Annotated in this window: 17 protein-coding genes; 4 read left to right on the forward strand and 13 right to left on the reverse strand. The window is 63.5% G+C overall.

What is annotated here, in order from left to right; translation table 11 throughout:
• Nucleotides 1–24: 24 nt before the first annotated feature.
• Nucleotides 25–1,110, forward strand: coding sequence for a formylglycine-generating enzyme family protein (locus E4634_RS00185; RefSeq protein ID WP_135440587.1), 1,086 nt, complete (start codon nt 25–27; stop codon nt 1,108–1,110).
• The gene (locus tag E4634_RS00190) at nt 1,111–2,277 is read left to right on the forward strand and encodes a methanobactin export MATE transporter MbnM (protein ID WP_135440588.1); all 1,167 of its coding nucleotides are present in this window, start codon (nt 1,111–1,113) and stop codon (nt 2,275–2,277) included.
• A gap of 14 nt (nt 2,278–2,291) precedes the next feature.
• Here the strand turns inward: E4634_RS00190 and E4634_RS00195 are convergent, their stop codons facing one another.
• On the reverse strand, nt 2,292–2,480 hold the full coding sequence (locus tag E4634_RS00195; protein ID WP_135440589.1) for a hypothetical protein: 189 nt from the start codon (nt 2,478–2,480) through the stop codon (nt 2,292–2,294).
• 284 nt (nt 2,481–2,764) lie between these two features.
• Between E4634_RS00195 and dusA the strand changes: the two genes are divergently transcribed.
• Nucleotides 2,765–3,754 (forward strand): tRNA dihydrouridine(20/20a) synthase DusA, encoded by a 990-nt coding sequence (dusA, locus tag E4634_RS00200; protein WP_276606609.1) that lies wholly within the window; start codon nt 2,765–2,767, stop codon nt 3,752–3,754.
• A gap of 107 nt (nt 3,755–3,861) precedes the next feature.
• On the opposite strand, the gene E4634_RS00205 is transcribed toward dusA, so the two are convergent.
• The 5 genes from E4634_RS00205 to E4634_RS00225 form a co-directional block, all read right to left on the reverse strand.
• Entirely contained in the window at nt 3,862–4,251 is a 390-nt protein-coding gene (locus E4634_RS00205; protein ID WP_276606611.1) for an MAPEG family protein, read from the reverse strand.
• 76 nt (nt 4,252–4,327) lie between these two features.
• The gene (locus E4634_RS00210) at nt 4,328–4,699 is read right to left on the reverse strand and encodes a VOC family protein (protein WP_135440591.1); all 372 of its coding nucleotides are present in this window, start codon (nt 4,697–4,699) and stop codon (nt 4,328–4,330) included.
• A gap of 138 nt (nt 4,700–4,837) precedes the next feature.
• A complete protein-coding gene (locus E4634_RS00215; RefSeq protein ID WP_167854691.1) occupies nt 4,838–6,685 on the reverse strand; it encodes a DUF885 domain-containing protein in 1,848 nt (615 codons plus the stop codon).
• A gap of 125 nt (nt 6,686–6,810) precedes the next feature.
• On the reverse strand, nt 6,811–7,197 hold the full coding sequence (locus E4634_RS00220; RefSeq protein ID WP_135440593.1) for a hypothetical protein: 387 nt from the start codon (nt 7,195–7,197) through the stop codon (nt 6,811–6,813).
• Between the two features lie 186 nt (nt 7,198–7,383).
• The gene (locus E4634_RS00225) at nt 7,384–8,379 is read right to left on the reverse strand and encodes an enoyl-CoA hydratase/isomerase family protein (RefSeq protein ID WP_135440594.1); all 996 of its coding nucleotides are present in this window, start codon (nt 8,377–8,379) and stop codon (nt 7,384–7,386) included.
• Nucleotides 8,380–8,733: 354 nt separating this feature from the next.
• Between E4634_RS00225 and tal the strand changes: the two genes are divergently transcribed.
• A complete protein-coding gene (gene tal, locus E4634_RS00230) occupies nt 8,734–9,687 on the forward strand; it encodes a transaldolase (protein ID WP_135440595.1) in 954 nt (317 codons plus the stop codon).
• A 17-nt stretch (nt 9,688–9,704) separates the two neighbouring features.
• On the opposite strand, the gene E4634_RS00235 is transcribed toward tal, so the two are convergent.
• The 7 genes from E4634_RS00235 to hrpA form a co-directional block, all read right to left on the reverse strand.
• Nucleotides 9,705–10,190, reverse strand: a complete 486-nt coding sequence (locus E4634_RS00235; RefSeq protein WP_135440596.1) for an STAS domain-containing protein — start codon at nt 10,188–10,190, stop codon at nt 9,705–9,707.
• Nucleotide 10,191: 1 nt separating this feature from the next.
• Nucleotides 10,192–11,370 (reverse strand): PP2C family protein-serine/threonine phosphatase, encoded by a 1,179-nt coding sequence (locus tag E4634_RS00240; RefSeq protein ID WP_135440597.1) that lies wholly within the window; start codon nt 11,368–11,370, stop codon nt 10,192–10,194.
• A gap of 118 nt (nt 11,371–11,488) precedes the next feature.
• Nucleotides 11,489–12,214, reverse strand: a complete 726-nt coding sequence (locus E4634_RS00245) for an MlaA family lipoprotein (RefSeq protein WP_135440598.1) — start codon at nt 12,212–12,214, stop codon at nt 11,489–11,491.
• 49 nt (nt 12,215–12,263) lie between these two features.
• On the reverse strand, nt 12,264–13,022 hold the full coding sequence (locus tag E4634_RS00250; RefSeq protein ID WP_135440599.1) for an HvfC family RiPP maturation protein: 759 nt from the start codon (nt 13,020–13,022) through the stop codon (nt 12,264–12,266).
• Nucleotides 13,019–13,867 carry an HvfB family MNIO-type RiPP peptide maturase gene (locus E4634_RS00255; protein ID WP_276606610.1) on the reverse strand — a complete coding sequence of 283 codons (849 nt, stop codon included), beginning with the start codon at nt 13,865–13,867 and terminating at the stop codon, nt 13,019–13,021. The genes E4634_RS00250 and E4634_RS00255 overlap by 4 nt, the downstream gene beginning before the upstream one ends.
• An 18-nt stretch (nt 13,868–13,885) precedes the next feature.
• A complete protein-coding gene (locus E4634_RS00260; protein WP_434783488.1) occupies nt 13,886–14,278 on the reverse strand; it encodes a hypothetical protein in 393 nt (130 codons plus the stop codon).
• Nucleotides 14,279–14,423: 145 nt separating this feature from the next.
• Nucleotides 14,424–18,158 carry an ATP-dependent RNA helicase HrpA gene (gene hrpA / locus E4634_RS00265; RefSeq protein WP_135440600.1) on the reverse strand — a complete coding sequence of 1,245 codons (3,735 nt, stop codon included), beginning with the start codon at nt 18,156–18,158 and terminating at the stop codon, nt 14,424–14,426.
• Nucleotides 18,159–18,344: the final 186 nt, after the last annotated feature.

Here is an 18,344-nt window from a genome sequence, read left to right on the forward strand (position 1 = left end):
GAGTACGGCAAAGGAGCCGACAGAATGACCAGTGGCGTGTCGAGGTACCGTTGGCCGCACGAACCGGATATATTTTTCTTTGCCGAGGCAGACGACAGCTCGTCACCGATGAGAACCCCCCGAATCTACATGCTCGCCACAGTGGCCTTCATCTTGCTCGCCACAGGGGTCTTCATCGCGCGCTCCACACAGTCGCCGGCTGCCTATCTCAGCAACCCAGGTCCAATGTCGAAGCAACTGGCGGCTGGCGAGCCCTGGCAGGACAAACTGCGCGACGGCTCGCCCGGCCCGCGCCTGGTCGTGGTGCCTGCTGGCAGCGTTAACATGAGTGCCAGCAACCTGGGGAATAGCGACGCACGCGCAAGCGGCGGAATTCTGTCGCGCACAGTTGTACTGGAACGGCCTTTCGCGGTTGGCGTCACCGAAGTGACCGTCGCGGAGTTTCGCCTGTACGCCACCCGCAGTGGTCACGACGTAGCCGCCGGGTGCTGGTACCACTCAGCGCAGCAAGAGTGGCTACTGAACGAGACCGCGCACTGGACGGGGCCGGGGTACGAACAGGGCGATGATTCGCCCGTCACCTGTATAAATTGGCAGGATGCCGTTGCGTACACCCGCTGGTTGAGCGAGCAGACCGGGGCTGTCTACCGCCTGCCTTCCGAAGCCGAGTTCGAATATTTCAGCCGCGCTGGCGAGTCCGGCAGCCTGCCCTTCGGCGCGAAACAGGAGGAAGAGCTGTGCGAGTACGTGAACGGCGCGGACCAGAGCACCGGACTGCCCTACGCCACTCCCTGTTCCGATGGCTTTCCCTTTGCAGGGCCGGTAGGTGCATTCTCGCCCAACGCCTTCGGCCTGTATGATACCAGCGGCAACCTCTGGGAATTCACCCTGGACTGCTGGAACGCAACGTATGCCGCCAGCTGGCGATCCCTCTTCATCGGTCCTCCGCTGGACGGTAGGGAATGGAGAACCGGCAATTGCCGGCGCCACGTTATTCGCGGTGGCGCGTTCCTCAGTTCCGCGCACAACCTGCGCCTGGACCGCAGGGAGCCCGGTGCCGGGGCCATGCGCCTGAACCGCGTCGGCATCCGCCTGGTACGGGAACTGTAAATGAATCGATTAACCACGCAATTCTGGACCGGTGCCCTGGTGTTGGGCGGCGTGGCCCTGTTCGTCCTCTCCCTGCTACTGGGCGAGGAACCTGGAAACCCGGAGGATCCAGACTCGTTTCTCACCGACCGACTGATGTACGTCCCGCCCCTGCCGGTACCGCCCGACAATCCGCTGACACCACAGAAGATTGAACTCGGGCGCCGCCTGTTCTACGAGGAGGACCTCTCCGTCAACGGCTCGATCGCCTGCGCGACCTGCCACGAGCAGGCCCGGGCGTTCACCGATGGCCGCGCGCATTCTGCCGGGGCCACAGGCGAGCTGACTCGGCGCAACGCCATGAGTCTTACCAACGTCGCCTACAACGGCGTGCTCACCTGGGCCAGCGATACGGTGGTGACGCTGGAGCAACAGGCCCTCATGCCGCTGACCCTGGAGCATCCGGTGGAGATGGGCATTCTGGGCAAGGAGGAGACAGTACTGGCCAGACTGGCGGCGGAGGACGACTACAGAAAACAGTTTGCGGATGCCTTCCTCGCTAGCAACCCCGCCATCACGCTGGACAACGTACTGCTGGCGCTGGCCAGCTTCGAACGCACACTGCTTTCCTACGACTCGCCGTACGACCGTTTTCTCGCCGGCGACGAGGACGCCCTGTCCGCCGAGGCGCAGCGCGGCCGGGTGTTGTTCTTCTCTCCCGGATTCAACTGCAGCCGCTGTCACGACGGGCACAATTTCCGCTTCACCCCGGGTACCCGCCAGGGGGAGGACGATACCTCGGTGGCTTTCCACAATACCGGCTTGTACAACATCGATGGGCAGGGTGGGTTGCCGCCCGAAGACCGCGGTTTACTGGAGGTAACGGGCCGGCCGGAGGATATGGGGCGCTTCAAGGCGCCCACACTGCGCAACATCGCGCTCACCGCGCCCTACATGCACGACGGCAGTGTGGAAACACTGGAAGATGTGCTGCGGCATTACGCCCGCGGCGGCAGGATGATCGAAGAAGGCCCCTACGCCGGTGATGGCAGGCAGAGCCCGCTGAAAAGCGAGCTCATCGGCGGGTTTGAACTGCCGCCGGATGACCTTGCGGCACTGTTGGCTTTCCTAGAGTCCCTGACCGACGAGCACTTCGTGACGCGCAACGACCTTGCAGACCCCGGGTAGGACCCCGAGGCAGTTCAGGACTTGCCAGCGCGCCGGGTGATGAAACGCAGGGCAAAGCCGGCGAGAGCCATGGCCATACCGAGCATGCCGAGATCGGTAAGAATCGGCACCACTTCGGGCTCCGCCGGTGGCGAACCGGCCAGGGTTGCTGAACTCGCCAGGAGAAGCGCAGAAGCAACAGTAGCTGCTATCAAGGTTTTCATTTGTAGGTATCCCCCCTCGGATAACCCGTAAATCCTAGCATAAGACACGAAAAATTCGCGCCACCCGGCCTGAAATTTTTCGAGTCAACATTCGTCGTCGTATTAGTGGACAGGTGTTCCAGAGGACGGCAGACAAATTACCTATATTCATCAGGCGCCTTCACACTCCAGCATCTGGCTCTGTTAGGCCCCGCCCCCGACAACTGGCACAAGTCCGCCACCGGCGTTACCATGCGCCCGACCGACCCCGATGTTTGCCGCCTCCAGCTGGAATATCCGCACCCGTGACCCCAGATCGCACATTTTCAATTGCCCCCATGATGGACTGGAGCGATCGCCACTGCCGTTTTTTCTGGCGGCTGCTGACCCGGCGTGCCCTGCTCTACACGGAAATGGTCACTACCGGCGCACTGATCCACGGCGAGCGCGAGCGTTTCCTGAACTTCAACCCGGAAGAGCACCCCGTGGCCCTGCAACTGGGCGGCTCTGATCCCGCGGAGCTGGCGCGCTGTGCGCGATGGGCCGGGGACTGGGGCTACGACGAGGTCAACCTCAACTGCGGCTGCCCATCGGACCGGGTGCAATCAGGCATGTTTGGCGCCTGCCTGATGGCACAGCCGGCACTGGTTGCCGACTGCGTGCGCGCCATGCGCGAGGCCTGTGACATCCCGGTCACCGTCAAGCACCGCATCGGCATCGACGACCTGGATTCCTGGCAGCACTTCGTGGATTTTGTCGGCACCGTTGCCGAGGGCGGGTGCGAGACATTCATCGTGCACGCCCGCAAAGCCTGGTTGCAGGGCCTTTCACCGAAGGAAAACCGCGAGATACCGCCGCTCAACTACGCCTGGGTTTACGAACTGAAGCAGTTGTTTCCGCAACTGGAGATCATCATCAACGGCGGCATCCAGCGGCTCGACGAGTGCCAGGCACACCTGCAACACGTGGATGGCGTGATGATCGGCCGCGAGGCCTACCAGAATCCGTGGATGCTGGCGGATGTCGACGCCAGGCTGTTTGGTGAGGCAAACCCGGTGGATAGTCGCGACCAGGTAATCGAGCGCTTGCTCCCGTACGTCGAGAAACAGCTGGCTCAGGGTTCGAAGCTGAACCATATCTCGCGGCATATCCTCGGCTTGTTCCAGGGAGTGCCGGGCGCGCGGAAGTTTCGGCGACACCTGAGCGAGAATGCCTGGCGCAGCGATGCGGGACTCCACGTGCTTGAAAACGCCTGGCGTGAGACTCAGGTGGTTGGAGCTGTTCCCGGCAATTGAGGCCGGGTCTTCGCCTTCCACCGATACCTTCCTACATTCCCCAACACTGGCAGCTGGGATCCGAGCTGGAGGGCCCGAGTTCAAGAGCCTGTCGGTCTTCCCGCTCGCTAGACCTGTTGTACCAACAAGTTCACCCACAAGACCATCACACAGATAAACGCCACCCAGAAGACTGACATGCGATGGAGGATGTGATTGTAGGTCAGGTGCACGAAGGCGTGGATATAGCGGAAAAACACGAACAGCCAGGCCGAAACAAGCCCTACCCGATCTTCAGCCCCCAGGGCGATGTACAGCGTGCAAACAGTGTAAAACAGGACCGGGATCTCGAACTGATTGTTAAAGCACCGCGTCGTCTTGGTAACAAGTTCCGGCACGGAAGCCCCATCCATCAGCTTGTAGTATTTAGCGTTTACCTCCCCGGTTTTGACGCTGGCGAATCTCACCTTGACTGCAAACATCCCGATCCCGAAGGTCAGTACAATCATTGCAAACATTGGGTATAGCACTGGATATTCCTTATTCTGGTTTATTGGAAGAAACCTGCCCTGGCCTGCCGGGCTGGGTGGCTGGTCAGGCCTCAGGTTCGTGACAGACGGCTTCGATATTGTGCCCGTCCGGGCCAATGACGAACGCGGCATAGTAGTTTGAGTTGTATTGCGGGCGTAGACCAGGGGCGCCATTGTCCTGTGCTCCCGCCGCGATAGCGGCCTGGTAGAATCGCTCGACCTGGTCGCGACTGTCCGCGGTGAAAGCCAGGTGAAAATGCGCCGGGGTTTCCTCGACACGGCGAATACACAAGGAAGAATTTCCGTCGGGATGACAAAGCTCTACGCCAAGCGGCCCTTCCGATAAAACCTCGACGCCGAGAGGTTCGAGCGCCTTGATAAAAAACGTCTTGCTCGCCTCATAGTCACTGACGCCAAATACAACGTGATCGAACATGAGTCTGCCTCTCTCAGTGAATTCCAGTGATATCTGATGCTGCAATCGGGAGCGCGCAAGCGGCTCGCTCAACGACTCCTGTCAATCTCAAGAACGGGCAGCATGAGAGCCTGACATGGAGACAGCCACTTCGTGCTATCACGCTGCATCTGCCTGTCGCCCACCACCGGCTTTGCTCCGCAATATCCACTCCCGCACCGTGCGCTGGATAAACGGCATCGGCGCCGAGGCAACGCCGAGCACAAGCTGATTGAAGTCCCGGATATCGAAGTCTTCACCCAGCGCCGCCCTCGCCTCCTCCCGCAAGGCCAGGATATTGAGTTGGCCCAATTTGTAGCCCAGCGCCTGGCCCGGCCAGACCACGAAACGCTCGATCTCCGCAACAGCCGTGCCCTCATCGAGCCCCTCGGTGCTGACCATGTACTCGATGGCCCGCTCGCGACTCCAGCGTTTTGCGTGCATCCCGGTATCCACGACCAGGCGCACCGCGCGATGGAGTTCTGCCTGCAGGCGACCGAGGTCGCCGAAGGGGTCATCGGCATAGAGCCCCATTTCCGCAGCCAGTCGCTCGCTGTACAGCGCCCACCCCTCGCTGCTGGTATTTGAATAGAGCAACTTCACCAGCGCCGGCACGTCGCGGCTGATAGACGTGGCCGAATCCAGGTGATGACCGGGCACGGTCTCGTGAAAGGTCAGCGAGGGGAGCGTCCAACGCGGGTGCTCCGCAGTATCGCGCAGGTTGATAAAAAACATGCCGGGACGCGAGCCCTCGGGTGTGGGCACGCTGTAGTAACCGAGGGGCGCCGATGCCTGCCGGAACTCGGGAATACGGTGTACTTCCACAGGATACGGCGGTATGGCGCGGAACCCCCTGGGCAACTCCGCATACATGCGCTGTATATGCCCATTTACATCCGCGAGTAACTCTGCCCTGCCCTCGTTGTTGTTGGCGTAGATAAACCGGGGCTCGCGGTTGAGCCGCTGCATACGCACGCCCACGGTACCTTCGGTATAACCCTCGGCACGCAGGATGCCATCCATCAGCCCGAGGATACGCTCGACTTCGGCAAGGCCGGTGCGGTGTATGTGCTCAGGGTCAGCGTTCGAGTCGATGTACTGGCGTATCATCGCCGCGTACAGCGCCTCCCCATTCGGCAGGCGCCAGAGGCCGGCTTCGTGCGAGGCTTTATCACGCTGGCTCACCAGGTAATCGCCGATGCGGCGGTAGGCGGGGATGACCTGTGCGTCGATAATCTCCAGTGCACGCGCCGCATACACGGAAGCACTCTCAATTTTCGCTGCGTCGAGCTTCTCCAGGAAGGCGAGATAAATCGGATTTTCAGCAGCCGCAGGTTCGAGGAATGCCTCGACGACTGCGATGGAGCGATCGAAGATAAAGTCCGGCGGCATGGCCCCGACCGACACGCTATGCCTGAAGTTTTCCAGCGCGCCGTCCAACACAGATTCAACGGCGCCCAGTCGCGCCAGGAACTGCTCGGCCTGCAGCGCATTGCCGACCGGATGTTGCGAGATGAGGAAATCGGGCACGTCGACTGTCGGCCCGGAGTTCTGCGCGATCGGGTATACCAGGTACCACTGGGCGCTCTCCCCGGAACTGCCGTAATCCACTGCCCGGGCAGGCGCCAGCATGCCCTCCACCAGCAGGGCCAGTGTGGCATGTGTCACCTGACTGCTAGCATCCAGCGACGACGCGTCGACCGCGAGCAATTCCGCGAGCGCCGCCTCCAGCGCGGCAACACGCACCTTGTGACCCGCCCGCGAGCGGTCCATCAGCCGCGAGGCGGCACCCGGCGCCTGTGCCTCATCCAACCCCAGGTAAGTCGCACCTTCCGGCAGGTGTGCAAAATAGGTACGCGACAGCCGCTCGACCGCCGCGTCGAACCTGGCGTCCAGGTCCCGGGAGAAAACCGGCAGCGCAAAGGTGGCCAGCAGCAGGGAAAGTGCCAATGTCTGTGGTCTGATCACGGAAGTTACTCTTGTACCGGCAGGTACCTGAGTATAGAGCATGCAATTCAGGTGGCCCGCATTGCTCGGAACTGGGAACAGCCGCGCAAAGGCAGCACCGCGCAGTGCCGCCGACGGACATAGGTTCAGGCGTTCTGGACATGATGCAGATCATCACGCACCACCACTTCCATGGCCTGATACACCCGTTCGTCATCGGGCATAAACTCGACCGCAAGGCGCTTCACGCTTTCGAGAATTTCGCCCGCCGCTTCCCAGGAAATCGGTGTTTTTCTGACGACTGATTGTGGTGCGACCAAACAGGTGACAGGGTTTTTCCGGGTAGCAGTGATAAATGACTTTACCAGCGGCGACCTGTAGGCGACGATCCCGTCGCCGCTGCCAGCGCTCTCGGGGTCGACCCTGAAAAGCATTTCATGCTTCGTCTGTTGCGAATCGAGAAATGTGACACCGAGTGAGCCGCCGTCCCGATGCGCGTCCAGAGATACAATTTCCTTGACGTCGATAGGCACGTTTACTCCTCACATACCGGGATGCACGCCAGACGTGACAACCGTCCTGGCGATAGGTTGGGTCGCTATTGAGTGTACTCGAATCAGGAAGCTTGCTGATAGCGGATCGCACCGCGAAGCGGGAGGGTTCCGGAGGACGCTGGCGGTGGAGCGCCCCCCGGGGTCAGTCAGGTGAAACAGCCCCGATCAGGGCTTCTTGCGGTTGGAGTGCGCCAGGCGCCACTCCGGCGGGTAGAGCATGTCCACGTCCTTGACCACGTTGTTCAGGCCGCGCTCCTTGAACACCTCGTCGCCGAGTACCACGTCGTCCATGCCCTTGTCTTCGCGCACCGCGGGCAGCATGCCCTCGACCCAGGCGCTGACCAGGCTGCCCATGTACTCGCCCTTGTGCTGCTTGAAGACTTCCAGGAAGGTCTTCTGCACCTGCACGGTATCCACCGGGCGCGAGGTGGCACAGGCGCGGGCGTACTTCATGGTTTCCTCTTCGAGCTTGTCGCGCGGCACCACGCTGTTGACGAAGCCGATTTCGTACATCTCCGCCGCGGTGAACGGACGGCCGGTAAACAGCATCTCCATGAACTTGCGCACACCCATGGTCTCGGCCCATTGCCACAGGCGCGGTGCCCAGCCCACGTAACGGAAGGAGGGGTGGCCGAACAGGGTGTCGTCGGAGGAGACGATCAGGTCCACATCCGCGGCCTGGTAGAAGTGCCAGCCGTAGCAGTAGCCCTTGGTCTCGAGGATGGAGATCTTCTTGAACTCCTGCAGCGAGCGGTTGCCCGCGGGGGCCTTGGCGTACTGGTCGACCAGGGAGTGAATAAAGCGGAAGGAGTTCTTCGGCGGGTATTTCACAGTGGGGTCGTCGATACCGAATTCCGGCAGCAGGGAAACGTCACCGGAGGACTCGGAGAGCATCTCGGCCTGTTCCGGCAGGTCGCCACCGGCACCGAAGTTGTTGCCTTCGCCGCGAATCACCAGGACTTTCACGTCGTCGTCGACGTTGGCCTTGTGGATGAACTCGCCGTACAGCTGGCGCATGCCGATGTTCATCGCGTTCTGCTTGTCGGGGCGGTTGAAGGTGATCGTCGCGATCTTAGTGGCCGGATCCTTGGAGTACAGAATCCATCCGTTATCCAGCGCTTCCTGCTTGAGCGTGACGTGATCTCTCAGTTCTACTGCCATGTCTCGTGCTCCCTATGCTTATATCGAGAAAATATTGTCGCGGGTTGCAGCGGCGCTGCCGTTGGCCCGGGCAAGCCACGGACGTCGCCGACCTTATGGGGTGCGCGCTGCCGGGCCACAGTATGGCCCAGGCTTTGTCAGAATTCTTGACATTAGGTGTCGGGCAATGGCTTTTTGATGCAAAAAGGGCCCGACCCGGCTGCCGGCACGGACAAGAAATCCCCTCCTTCGCAGGCAATCTATCCGCAGGCCCGTCCCCCATTGGACAAGCGTCGCCAATCCCGCGATGATAATTCACCCGTGCCCCGGCCCCGCGCCAGGCGCGGGCTGCCCTACCGCTGTACGGAAACCGCCATGACCAGCAAGCTCGAACAATTGAAAGCCATGACCGACGTGGTCGCGGACACCGGCGATATCGAAGCCATTCGCCGCTTCGCGCCGCAGGACGCCACGACCAACCCGTCGCTGCTGCTGAAGGCGGCTGCCCTGCCCCATTACGCCGAACTGCTGGACCGGGCCAGGGCCTGGGCCGCCGGCCAGGGTGGCAGCAGCAGCGAGCAGCTGGCCAACTGCTGCGACCACTTCGCGGTGGACGTGGGTCGCGAGATCCTGAAGATCGTGCCCGGGCGCATCTCCACCGAGGTGGATGCGCGCCTGTCCTTCGACAGCGCCGCGAGCATGGCGCGGGCGCGCAAGCTGATCGGCATGTACGAGGAGTCGGGCATCGGCCGCGAGCGCATCCTGATCAAGCTCGCATCGACCTGGGAAGGCATCCGCGCCGCCGCGGAACTGGAGCGCGAGGGCATCAACTGCAACCTGACCCTGCTGTTCGGCTTCGGTCAGGCCGCCGCCTGCGCGGACGCCGGCGTGTACCTGATTTCACCCTTCGTCGGCCGTATCCTCGACTGGTACAAGGCCAACACGGAACTGGTCATCCAGCAGCCCGGGGACGACCCCGGTGTACAGTCGGTCACTCGCATCTACAACTACTACAAGCAGCACGGCTACCAGACTGTGGTGATGGGCGCGAGCTTCCGCAACGCCGGCGAGATCGAGGCACTGGCGGGTTGCGACCGCCTGACCATCAGCCCGGCGCTGCTCGAGGAACTCGCCGCCGATACCGCGGAACTGCCGCGCCAGCTCTCGCCGCATCAGGCCAGCTCGGAGATCGGGCGCCACAGCCCGGCGGAGTCCGGCTTTCGCTACGATCTCAACGCCGACGCCATGGCCACGGAGAAACTCGCCGAGGGCATTCGCAATTTCGTCGCCGACCAGGTCAAGCTGGAGCAGTTGATCAGCAGCCGTTGAGGCCTGCCGCGCAGGGCCTAGTTACCCTGCTCGAGCACCGTCATCAAATCCCTGAAACGGGCGCGGTTTTCGTCGGAGAGGTCCATCAGCACCCGGTGGGCTTCGATCACCTTATCGCGCACCGTGTCCTGCGAGCCTTTCACCCGGGGAATCTCGTGAATATCCCGCGGTGTGCTGCGCGCCATCTCGTTGAGCTGGAACAGGCGCAGGAAGCCCATGCTCTTGAGCAGGCGGTTGATGCCGGGGTCGTGGGAGTAGATGGCGGGCTGGAAGCCGAAGCGGTCGCGGGCGGTAATGGCGAGTTTGGCGAGCAGGCCCAGGGTGGTGGAATCCAGGCCTTCGACCGCGTCCAGGTCGACCCAGACACTGGCGAACTCCGGGTCGTCGAACATGGCGTGGAAGTAGTCGTCGATGGTCGTGCACAGGGACAGGCGCACATCCCCCTCGAGGCGAATCACATAGGCGCCGTTGTGACTGGCTGCCAGAAAGCGCCCCTCGTGCATGTCAGCCTCGCTTGCTGATGAACAGTGCCGCAATATCATCCGGGGCAGTTTCCACGTGGTCAAGACCCAGTCGGGTCACCAGGTCCTCCGGCGCGCTGGCCGAGTGCTCGAAAACCTGCAGGAAATAGCGTTCCTTCTCGATCAGGTTCTTCGACGGGAGGATCTCCAGTATGCCATCGGAAAACAGCGCCAGCATGAAGCTCGCGGGCATATCGATCATGTGCTCCTCGTAGCTGGGATCATCCATGATACCCACCGCGGAGCCCTCACCGCGCAGGTAGCGCGCCCCCTCGTTGCACACCAGCACCGGTTGCGGCAGGTGCCCTGCGATGCTGTAGCGCAATGTATTGTTCTTGATATCCAGCACGCCCACGACCATGGTGGCGAACTTGCCCACCTGGAGTTCCTTGATCTCGTGGTTGGCGCGCTTGAGCATCCCCACCGGGCTGAGGATAGTGTCGTCGCCCTTGCGCAGGAAGTCAGAGCGCTTGCGGGCGAAGAGGTTCTTGAGCAGGACCGTGGCGAAGGCCGAGGAACTGCCGTGACCGGAGACATCTGCCATGAAGAACGTGACGAAATGGTCACCTACCGTGAAGTAATCGGTGAAGTCGCCGCTCAGGTAGAGGGAGGGAATGACCGTGTGGCTGAACACGTAGTCGCCGAGTACCAGCGGCGTCGCCGGCAGCATGCGCAGTTGCACCTGGCGCCCCGCCTGCTGGTCCTGCTCGAGCATCTTGACCGTGCCGCGCAGTTCCGTATTGAGCGCCTCCAGGTTGTGCTGGGAACGCTCCAGTTCGCGCAGCACCTCGCGCTGGCCGACGCAGCGCTCGATCGAGCGCTGCAGGGCGCGGGAATCGTCGATGGGGTGAACAAAGAAGTCGCTGGCGCCGAAGCGCAGCGCGCGCATCATGCGTTCTTCCTCGCCGCCTTCGCTGAAGAAGATCACCGGGACCTTGGAGTAGGCCTCGCGCGAGGCGCGCCGGGCCTCGTCCCAGTTCAGCCCCTGCATGTCCATGTCGCACAGCACCACGTCGATGCTGCCGGACTGCAGGGTGCGGGCGGCGGTCGCCAGGTCGCTGTTGATCTCGGCGTTGAAGCCGACGTCCTCGACCAGGCCGGCCAGCAACTGCGCCCGGGTGACGTCGTGATCAACAACCAGAACGTTTCCGGCAGGTTTCATTAGGGTTACAAGTCGGCCCGAATGGGCCAGACAGTACGCCCATCGCCGAAGACAGGCAATGTTGCGCGGTTGAGTTTGGGCAGGATTTCACAGTTTTGCGACGCTCGCGGTGCTGGGGCTAAAAGTCTTCCCAGTCGTCGTTCTCGATACCGAAATCGGAAAAGCTGTCTTCGACCTTACCGTCGTTGACGAAAATCTCCCGGCTTTGCAGGTAGGCATCGCGCAGGAAAATATAGCGGTCCCCGGTGATCAGTTCATCGGTCGTCAGCAGACGTGATCGACCGTCCACCAGTTCCAGGCCGAACAGGCTGTTGCGCACCGTGTTGTCATTGGCGTAGGTGGGAATTGACGTATAGGTGTCAAATATCGTGCCGGTACCGCTGCGCACCGTGCGCGGCCCGAACACCGGGACCATGAGAAAGGGTCCGGAATCGAAACCCCAGATGGCCAGGGTGTGTCCGAAATCCGTGCGATAGGGGCTGATACCCATGGGCGTGGCGATATCCACCAGCCCGGCCAGGCCCAGTGTACTGTTGACCAGGAAACGACCGGTGCTCTGCGCCGCCCGGCCAAAGCGCCCCTGCAGCACGCTGTTGATGGCGGCGTTGAAGTCATACATGTTGGCGAACATATTGCCCACACCGCGCTGGGCGATGTCCGGCATCACCCAGTCGTAGCCCTTGGCGACCGGGCGCAGCAGGTACTTGTCGAGCCCGTCGTTGAGCACGAACATCTTGCGATTGAACGGTTCGAAGGGGTCGATATCCTTCTGCTCCTCGCTGGCGAAGGCCGCGGGCAGCGGCAACACCAACAACAGCAGGAGGCACAGGCGTGGGAGCGTCATGCAATGACCGGTCGAGGGTGGCAGGGAGCGCAAATGTTACGCCCCCCGACTAGCTCGGGCAAGAGGCGTCCGCGGCCGCGGGCAGCACTACACCGAGCTCAAAAAACTCGCGCAATTGCGCCAGTCCGAAGTCGCTCACACTTTGCGGGGCCAAGCCAAGTTCTGCCGCCAGAAACTCGAGCACAGCATCGGCAGGGCGTGTCTGGTTGTCGCGCAGAAGTTCGAGCAGCCGTGCGGTGGCCGCGTTGAGGGCAATGAAACACACCTTGTCCTGGCGATCGCGGTAGACACACAGGAAGGTGGGCTCGGTCTCGTCGGGGCGATAACCGGGACCGATCCGGTGCACCGGGTAGCTGTAATTCAATACCCAGGCCAGCGGCGACAGTTGCAGCACCTGCCCGGCGATATCGTCGACCGGTTGCGCTGCGGGCAATTCCTCCTGTGCGATATCCAGGGCCAGCTCGACCCACTCATAGTGCGCCAGTTCCAGGATGAACGCCGGGTCGCACTCGCGCAGGGTGTGCTCGTGCATCAGGAAGCCCAGGAATTCCTGGCCGATCTCGGGAAAGTACGGGGTATGACTGCGGTGCCCGTTGATGAAGGCGCGCACCAGCTCCAACCACTGCTCGGTGGTATACAGGCTGTGCAGCACGGGAAAGCCGCTGCGCAGGAAATTGTCGATGTTGTTGAAAATCAGGTCGCGGTAGATCTGCAGACGCCGCTCTTCAACGCCGCCCGGCGCCGGCTGCCCCTGCGGGTCGCGCAGGTGGGCGGCCATGTCCAGTTGGGCCTGCTGCAGGGCGCTCATGCGCGGCGCTCCAGCGGGGTCACCGCCTCGGCCTGCAGGGCGCGCACCTGGGCCACCTCGCCCAGCAGCTGCGCCAGTGGCGGGATGTTGAAATCGCGTTCCAGCAGTGTGGGCAGCGGACCGACCAGGCTGTAAGCCTCGGCCAGCAGGGACCACACGGGGTCGATCACGTCCGCACCGTGGGTGTCGACCTTGAGATCCTCCGCCTCGTCATAGTGCCCGGCGATGTGAATGTAGCGCACGCGATCCAGCGGCAGTGAGCGCAGGAAGGCCTGCGGGTCGTAGCCGTGGTTAATACTGTTCACGTAGATATTGTTGACGTCGAGCAGCAGGTCGCAGCCGCTCTCGGCGATCACCGCGCCGATAAACTCCGCCTCGCTCATGGCGCGGTGGGGCTGCGCGTAATAGGAGGCGTTTTCCAGGGCGATGGGAGCCCCGAGGATGTCCTGCACCTGGCGTACACGCGCCGCCACATGGCGCACGGCTTCCTCGGTGAAGGGCAGCGGTAACAGGTCGTAAAGATGACCCTGCGCCGCGCAGTAAGTCAGGTGTTCGCTGTAAAGCGGTACGCGAATCTCGCGCATCAGTTCACCGACCGCACGCACCAGGTCGACGTCCAGCGCATCGGGGCCGCCGATATCCAGCGACAGGCCGTGCAGTACGATGGGGAAGCGTTCGGCGAGCGCGCGGAACTCGCGCCCGTAGCGGCCGCCGACGCCAATCCAGTTCTCCGGCGCCACTTCGAGAAAATCCAGCGGCAGGTGGTCCTCGGCCGCGAGCGGACCCATCAGGGCCCGCCGCAGGCCGAGGCCGGCGCCGTGAAAGTCGATAGCGGAATCAGTCACTGGCGTTTACCCGCGAGCTCAGTGCCCGCACTTACCTTCGCCGCACTTGCCTTCGGTGGTTTTCTCACCGCAGGAGCCTTCGGCTTTTTTCTCGCCGCAGGAGCCTTCAGCTTTTTTCTCGCCGCAGGAGCCTTCAGCTTTCTTCTCACCACAAGAGCCTTCGGCTTTCTTCTCACCGCAAGAGCCTTCGGCGGACTTGCCACCGCAGGAGCCTTCTTCCATCAGCTTCGCATGGTTGGCGAGGTCGTAGCCGCCACTCAGCTGCTGCGCCGAAAACGGGTTGCTGGAGGCCGCTGCCAGCGGTGCGATGGAAGACGCCAGGAACGCGGTACCGAGAGCGATGGCCAGTGGTTTTTTCGATTGAGACATAATGAGTAACCTGTATCGGAGTGAGAGTTTTTGTGTTGCCACGTAAAGCGGCGTCCCGGTGTACCCCGGGGGCGCCATACGGGTCGTAGTATGACCCAAGTCGAAAAATGAAGTTTCACGGAAGTATAACGTCTGCCCGGAACTCGATGGTATTTTTTCACAAGCCCGCGGGCGGCGTTGGCAGTCCTCAGGCGGGGTGCTCGCGCAGCCAGGCCTGCACCGCGGCCCACTGCTCCTCCAGGCGCTTTTGCGACACCGCCATGCGCGTGCCGAGGTTCTGCGCAAACAGGGAAACACGCAACTCCTCGAGCATCCAGCGATAGCGCGCGGCGTCCTCGCAACTGTCGAGGATACCCTCGCGCCGCTCTACCAGCTCCCACAACGGCGCCTGCAGCGACTCCAGCAGATGCAGGTGCTTCTGGTCCTTGGGGTACTGCCCGGCCAGGCGCTCGACGCGCTGCTGCAGGGCTTTCATATAGCGCGGGTACTGGCCCAGCCACTGGGCAGGCGCGTCGCGCAGGGCGTGAGGGCGCCACAGGGCAGCGGCCTGGGTTTCGATATCGGCCACGCTGTCCGCCCACTGTCCGGTGGGGATGCGCGCGAGTCGCTGCCGCGCATCCGCCAGCGCCTGCAGGGCCGTGAGCAGGGCCGACTCCAGGGCGCTGGCGCGCTCCACAACCTGCGCCCGCCCGCGCTGCAGTACGGTCTCGAACGCCGACTGGTCGCGGGGCGCGCCGGCCTCCAGGTCGTGCCCCTCGGCCAGGGCGGCATCGATCAGGTCCTCCACCAGTGCCTCGCGCGACACCCCAGCCCCGGCCAGCGCCAGCTGCGCGGTATTGCCCTTGAACATCTGCTTGCGCAGGTACTTCACGGTCTGCGCACTGTGCAGGCGCAGCAGCTTCAACACGCCCAGGCGGTGTGCCCGCGCGGCGCTGTGCGCGTAATCCAGCAATTCGATGGCGACACTGTCGCCGCAATCCACCAGCGCCGGGTAGGCGACGATCTCCACGCCAGCCTGGGTAAAACGCCACTGCTCCGGGACATCGCCGAAGTCCCAGCGCGTCAGGCCCTGGCGCGCGGGGGACGCGCTCTCGCTGGTGCTGACACTCTGCCGGGTATCGCTTCGGTAGGCCTCGACCAGGGTCGCCAGGTCCCTGCCCTGCTGCAGCAGGCGTCCGTCGGCATCGACGACGCGAATGTTCATGCGGTAAAAGTCGTCGAGCTTCTGCGTATCCCAATCCGCCGGCCTCAATTTGATCCCCGCCTGCCGGCCGAGAATTTCGGACAGCGCGTCGAGCAGGTCGCGGTCGCCCGGAGTGAGTTCCGCCAGTGCACGGTCCACGTGGTCAGGTACTGGCACCAGGCGCTTGCGCTTGTCCTTGGGCAGGCCCTTGACCAGGGCGATGCATTTATCGCGCAGCAAGCCGGGTACCAGCCACTCGAACAGGTGCCGGGGCACGCGATTGAGCAGGGCCACAGGGACCGTCACCGAGACCCCGTCCGCCTCGCCGCCGGGCTCGAAGCGGTAGTCCAGGCGCAGGGTGAGATCGCCGTGCTGCAACTGGTCCGGGAACTGGTCGCCCAGTGCGCCGGGGTCGCGGGCGATAAGGTCCTCGCGGCACATACGCAGGGTTTGCGCCGCCTGCGACTCGCGCCGCAGCCAGGACTCCAGCTGCTTGCTGTTATAGCAATCCGCGGGGAGCCGCTGGTCGTAGAACTCGAACAGCGCCTGTTCGTCCACCAGGATGTCGCGGCGGCGGGTCTTGGACTCCAGTTCCTCGACCTCGCGCACCAGTCGCAGGTTGTGCTTGAGAAATGCGGGCGGCCGCTGGTAGCGCCCGGCCACCAGACCCTCGCGGATCATCAGTTCACGGGCGACCGGCGGGTCGATGGGGCCGTAGTGCAGCGAGCGTTTGTCGACCACGGTGAGGCCGTAGAGCGACAGCCGCTCGTAGGCCATCACCCGGCCGCTGCGCGGCTGCCAGCGCGGGTGGTAGTAGTGGTGCTTGAGCAGTGCCGGGTTGGCCTGGGCAATCCACTCCGGTTCGATGGTGCCGACGTCGCGGGCAAAGACCCGCGAGGTCTCGACGATCTCCGCCGCCACCAGCCACTTGGGGCGTTTGCGCGCCTGCGACGACCCCGGGAAAATCTGCAGTTTGCGGTTGCGCGCGCCGAGGTAGTCGCGATCCTCCTGGTGCTGCGCGATATTGCCGAGCAGGCCCGCCAGCAGTGCGCGGTGCACGCCGGCGTAGTTTTCCTCCTCCGGCAGGGCCGATGACGCGCGCAGGCCCTGTTGGCGACAGGCGATGGCCAGTTGCGTGTGCACGTCGCGCCACTCGCGCATGCGCAGCCAGGACAGGAACTCGCGCTTGCACAGCTTGCGCAACTGGTTCTGGCTGAGTTCCTGGCGCTGGCCCTCGTAGTAGCGCCAAAGGTTCAGCCAGGCCATGAAATCCGAGCGCTCGTGGCGGAACCGGGCGTGGGCCTGGTCCGCCTGCTGCTGTTTCTCCTGGGGTCGCTCGCGCGGGTCCTGCACCGCCAGCGCACTGGCGATCACCAGGATCTCCGCCAGGCAACCTTCGCCCTGGGCCGCCAGTACCATGCGCCCGAGGCGCGGGTCCACCGGCAGGCGCCCCAGCTTGTGACCGATGTCCGTGAGCCGGTCGTCGCCGTCCACCGCCCCCAGTTCCTCGAGCAGCTTGTAGCCGTCGCGCACCAGCCGGGAATCCGGCGGGTTGATGAACGGGAAGTCCTTCACCTTGCCCAGGCCCAGGCTCAGCATCTGCAGGATGACGGCGGCGAGGTTGGTGCGCAGGATCTCCGGGTCGGTAAACTCCGGGCGACGCTGGAAATCCTCCTCGCTGTACAGGCGCAGGCAGACCCCCGGCCCGACCCGGCCACAGCGCCCCTGGCGCTGGTTGGCGCTGGCCTGGGACACCGGCTCGATGGGCAGGCGCTGCACTTTCGTGCGGTAGCTGTAGCGACTGATGCGCGCCTCGCCGGGGTCGATCACATAGCGGATGCCTGGCACGGTGAGCGAGGTCTCGGCCACGTTGGTGGCCAGCACCACACGCAGGCCGCGTCCGCCCGCCGCATCGAACACGCGGTTCTGCTCGGCCTGGGACAGGCGCGCATACAGCGGCAGCACGTCGAGCGCCTGCTCGCCGCGCAACAGGCGGGCGGTTTCGCGGATCTCGCGTTCGCCCGGCAGGAACACCAGCATGTCGCCGCGCGGACCCCAGGCGCCGCTGTCGATCTCGCGCACCAGTTCGGCGATGCGCTCGGTGGCGTCCTGGTCCTCCTCCTGCGGCGCGCCCAGGTAGTGGGTCTCCACCGGGTAGCTGCGACCGGAGACCTCGATGACCGGAGCGTCGCCGAAGTGGCGGGCGAAGCTCGCCACGTCGATGGTCGCCGAGGTGATGATCAGCTTGAGGTCCGGGCGCCGCGGCAACAGGCGCTTAAGGTAACCGAGCAGGAAGTCGATATTCAGACTGCGCTCGTGGGCCTCGTCGATGATGATGGAGTCGTAGCGACGCAGCTCGCGATCGCGCTGGATCTCGGCGAGCAGGATGCCGTCGGTCATCAATTTGACCGCAGTGTCCTCGGACACCTGGTCGGTGAAGCGCACCTGGTAGCCGACCGCGCCGCCGAGTTCCACCTGGAGTTCATCGGCGATGCGCCGCGCCACCGTGCGCGCGGCGAGCCGGCGCGGCTGGGTGTGGCCGATCAGGCCGGCGCGGCCGCGGCCGAGCTCCAGGCAGATCTTGGGCAGCTGGGTGGTCTTGCCCGAACCGGTTTCGCCGGCGACCACCACCACCTGGTGTTCCGCTATCGCCCTGGCGATCTCCTCGCGGCACTGGGCCACCGGCAGTTCTTCCGGGTAGCGGATGTGCAGTTGCAGGGTTTCCGGGAGCGGGGACATCGGGACGGGAGACAGGAGGTATGCAGGTCAGCTTATCGACCGCGAACAATGCGCGATTATCGGCGCCGGCGCAACCGCTGCGTCGCCAGTGGAGTGCGCTGCGCTTACCCGCGTATGATTGGCAAAAACGCGGGCAGCCCCGAAGCAGGGTGCCCGCCGCACAGGGAACAGGGAACGTGAACGGCA

It is taken from the genome of Mangrovimicrobium sediminis, from assembly GCF_004745945.1.
Lineage (GTDB): Bacteria > Pseudomonadota > Gammaproteobacteria > Pseudomonadales > Halieaceae > Mangrovimicrobium > Mangrovimicrobium sediminis.

Bases quoted from the DNA above. Each gene is read 5' to 3' on its own strand.
- E4634_RS00195 (WP_135440589.1), bottom strand. From the start codon at position 2,480: ATGAAAACCTTGATAGCAGCTACTGTTGCTTCTGCGCTTCTCCTGGCG.
- E4634_RS00225 (WP_135440594.1), bottom strand. From the start codon at position 8,379: ATGGCAGTAGAACTGAGAGATCACGTCACGCTCAAGCAGGAAGCGCTG.
- E4634_RS00235 (WP_135440596.1), bottom strand. From the start codon at position 10,190: ATGCACGAGGGGCGCTTTCTGGCAGCCAGTCACAACGGCGCCTATGTG.
- E4634_RS00240 (WP_135440597.1), bottom strand. From the start codon at position 11,370: ATGAAACCTGCCGGAAACGTTCTGGTTGTTGATCACGACGTCACCCGG.
- E4634_RS00185 (WP_135440587.1), top strand. From the start codon at position 25: ATGACCAGTGGCGTGTCGAGGTACCGTTGGCCGCACGAACCGGATATA.
- E4634_RS00250 (WP_135440599.1), bottom strand. From the start codon at position 13,022: ATGAGCGCCCTGCAGCAGGCCCAACTGGACATGGCCGCCCACCTGCGC.
- tal (WP_135440595.1), top strand. From the start codon at position 8,734: ATGACCAGCAAGCTCGAACAATTGAAAGCCATGACCGACGTGGTCGCG.
- hrpA (WP_135440600.1), bottom strand. From the start codon at position 18,158: ATGTCCCCGCTCCCGGAAACCCTGCAACTGCACATCCGCTACCCGGAA.
- E4634_RS00210 (WP_135440591.1), bottom strand. From the start codon at position 4,699: ATGTTCGATCACGTTGTATTTGGCGTCAGTGACTATGAGGCGAGCAAG.
- E4634_RS00190 (WP_135440588.1), top strand. From the start codon at position 1,111: ATGAATCGATTAACCACGCAATTCTGGACCGGTGCCCTGGTGTTGGGC.
- E4634_RS00205 (WP_276606611.1), bottom strand. From the start codon at position 4,251: ATGTTTGCAATGATTGTACTGACCTTCGGGATCGGGATGTTTGCAGTC.
- E4634_RS00245 (WP_135440598.1), bottom strand. From the start codon at position 12,214: ATGACGCTCCCACGCCTGTGCCTCCTGCTGTTGTTGGTGTTGCCGCTG.